Below are 3,127 nucleotides of genomic sequence, written 5' to 3'. Positions count from 1 at the left end.
GTTTTGCTTGTTCCTGGTGCTCTGCGCTGCATTGATGATCTTCAAAGCTTGAAATGCTGATTGGGTGGTACTGCACTGAAAGAGTGATAGGTCGATTGCTCACAGTTCGTGTTTAACGCGTTCACTTTCATGCTCTTGATGCGCGATGAGGGATCAATATGCTGTAGGCATGTTGAACCCGTGATCTCGAACAAGACAGAGAAAGAACCCAGCCATGAACAGCCCTCGAACGCTCTACCAGAAGCACATCGATAGCCACACGGTTTGTCCGCTTGATGATCAAGGCCATGTGCTTCTTTACATTGATCGCCAAGTCGCCAACGAATACACCAGCCCACAGGCGTTCAGCGGTTTGCGCGAAGCAGGCCGTAACGTCTGGCGCCCGAGCGCTACGCTGGCGGTGGTCGATCATGTGAATCCGACTGCGCCGGTTCGTATCGCAACCATGCCTGATGCGGGTGGCGCACTACAGGTCTCGTACTTCGAAGAAAACTGCCGCGACTTTGGAATCGAATTGTTTGATGTGCTCGACAAWCGTCAGGGTATCGAACACGTCGTAGCGCCCGAGCAAGGTTTCATTTTGCCGGGCATGGTCGTCGCTGCAGGTGATAGCCATACCACGACCTATGGCGCGTTGGGCGCATTCGGATTCGGCATCGGTACTTCTGAAATCGAACATTTGCTGGCCTCGCAAACCTTGGTCTACAAGCGTTTGAAGACCATGCGAGTCACCGTAGAAGGACTGCTGGGCACCGGTGTAACGTCCAAAGACATCATCATGGCGCTGATTGAAAAAATCGGCGCTTCGGGTGCCACCGGCTACGCGATCGAGTTCGCTGGGCCGGCGATCACTGACCTCAGTGTCGAAGCCAGGATGACCATCTGTAACATGGCAGTCGAGGCAGGAGCCCGGGGGGCGTTCATGGCGCCGGACCACAAAGTCTTCGCCTATCTGCAAGTCAAACCACGCGCGCCTCAAGGCGAAGTGTGGAAGCAGGCAGTTGAAAAGTGGAAAGAGCTGTATAGCGACGAAGGCGCTGTCTTTGATCGCGAAGTGGCGCTCAATGTTAATGATCTGGAACCCATGGTCACCTGGGGCACCAGTCCCGATCAGGCGGCACCGGTGGGTAGTCATGTGCCCGACCCTGCGGCCCAACCCGATCTGATTTTACGTCAAAGTATGCAGCGTGCCCTTAACTACATGGGCCTGGAGCCGGGCATGCCGCTCAGCGATGTGGTGATCAGCCATGCATTTATTGGCTCATGCACGAATGCACGGATTGAAGACTTGCGAGACGTTGCGCGTGTCGTGCGCGGCAAGCGAGTGGCTGCGCATGTACGCGCAATGATTGTTCCCGGTTCGACGCTGGTTCGTAACCAGGCTGAAGACGAAGGGCTTGCGCAGATTTTTCTTGATGCCGGTTTTGAATGGCGCCAATCAGGTTGTTCAATGTGTTTGGCCATGAATGACGATGTTCTGGCACCAGGAGATCGCTGTGCATCGAGCACCAACCGCAACTTCGAAGGTCGTCAAGGCGCAGGCGCGCGTACCCATTTGATGAGCCCGGCCATGGTCGCCGCTGCTGCGATCACCGGTCACCTGACAGACGTTCGTTCTTTCGCTTTGGAGGCTTGAAGCATGCAACCTTTCGACACAGTAAGTGGCGCTGCCGCGCCGTTTCTAGCGTCCAACATCGATACCGACGTCATCATGCCCAAACAGTTTCTCAAGGGGATTGATCGCAAGGGGCTGGATCGGGGCTTGTTTTTCGACCTGCGCTTTCTTGACTCAGGCGAACCCAATCCCGAGTTCATCCTTAACCAGACCGCCTGGATCGATGCTGCCTTTTTGGTGGTGGGCCCGAACTTTGGGTGTGGGTCGAGTCGCGAGCATGCGGTCTGGGGTCTGAAGCAAGTGGGTATCAGAGCACTGATCGGCACCAGCTTCGCCGGGATTTTCTACGACAACTGCCAGCGCAATGGTGTGTTGGCGATTCAGCTTTCGCAAGCTCAGTTGAAGCGAGTTGCAGCAGTCATCAGTAACCCGGTGACGGCGCGGATCAGCGTGAATCTGCCAGAGCAAACGATTGAATTGGCTGACGGCACGCTGATCCCCTTCGAGATCGACGAGCTGCGCAAGCAGTCTCTGCTGCTGGGACTGGATGCGATTGGCACCACGCTGCAACGTGCCGATCAAATTCGACGTTTTGAAGCTCGGCACCTGACGGAAAATCCCTGGTTGAGCTGATCAGAAATGCCTGGCGGCAGTTCATTTGTTTGAACCTGCCGCCTGGCATCAGCCAACGGATAAATCGCCGAAATACTCTTCCAGAAACTCGACGCAGATGCGCAACTTTGCCGATTCGCTTAACCGGGTTGGATAGACCGCCCAGACATTGGCGCTCTGAGTGTACTCATCAAGCACTTGCACCAATCGTCCTTGCTCCAGCATGGGTTTCACATCCCACATCGAGCGCAACAGTATCCCGCCGCCGCTCAACGCCCACTCCAATACAATCTCGCCACTGTTTGAGGACAACGGGCCGCTGACGTGTACGGACTCCTCCTGCCCGTCCTTGGTCAGACTCCACACGCCGAAGGCGTTATTGCGCTCTTTCAGCACCAGGCAATCATGGAGTTTCAAGTCATCCAGCGAATGTGGCGTGCCCCGTCGTTCCAAGTACTCTGGTGTTGCGCACAACACCCGGCGATTACTGACCAGCTTGCGTCCAAGGTGCTGACCCGGAAGGTCATCCCCCACTCGAATCTCCAGGTCGAAACCCTCACCGACGATATCGACAACTCGATCGAATACGTCCAGGCGGATGTCTAGCTTGGGATAAGTCTGTGACAGCTTGCAGATCGCCGGCGCGACGTGGTTTCGCCCGAAACCAAAGCTGCTGCAAATATGCAAAGAACCCATAGGCTGGTGCCGGGCCTCGGAAATTTCACCGACAAAATCATCGAAATCCCCCAGCAACTTCTCGGCCCACCCCCTCACCCGCTCACCATCGTCGGTCAACGCAATACGTCTTGTCGTGCGGTGYAACAGCCGTGTCGAAAGGGTCGTTTCGAGCACTGATATACGTTTACTGATATACGCCGGCGAGTAGCCCAGCTCCTCGGC

The 3,127-nt window shown here is 55.8% G+C and carries 3 protein-coding genes; 2 read left to right on the top strand and 1 reads right to left on the bottom strand.

All coding sequences use genetic code 11. The annotated features are described in order from the left end of the window. Nucleotides 1–214 precede the first annotated feature (214 nt). Entirely contained in the window at nt 215–1,636 is a 1,422-nt protein-coding gene (gene leuC / locus AC1DRJ_RS22670; protein WP_477804113.1) for a 3-isopropylmalate dehydratase large subunit, read from the top strand. Between the two features lie 3 nt (nt 1,637–1,639). Continuing rightward, nucleotides 1,640–2,248 (top strand): 3-isopropylmalate dehydratase small subunit, encoded by a 609-nt coding sequence (leuD, locus tag AC1DRJ_RS22665; protein ID WP_477804112.1) that lies wholly within the window; start codon nt 1,640–1,642, stop codon nt 2,246–2,248. Between the two features lie 48 nt (nt 2,249–2,296). On the opposite strand, the gene AC1DRJ_RS22660 is transcribed toward leuD, so the two are convergent. Beyond that, on the bottom strand, nt 2,297–3,127 hold an 831-nt coding region (locus tag AC1DRJ_RS22660; protein WP_477804111.1), incomplete at its 5' end, for a LysR substrate-binding domain-containing protein.

The organism is Pseudomonas sp. P5_B2, assembly GCF_056400445.1.
Note: the sequence above shows the minus strand (reverse complement) of the source record. Positions and strands in the feature narration are given on the sequence as shown.

Coding starts and splice junctions, on each gene's coding strand:
- leuD (WP_477804112.1), top strand. CDS start 1,640: ATGCAACCTTTCGACACAGTAAGTGGCGCTGCCGCGCCGTTTCTAGCG.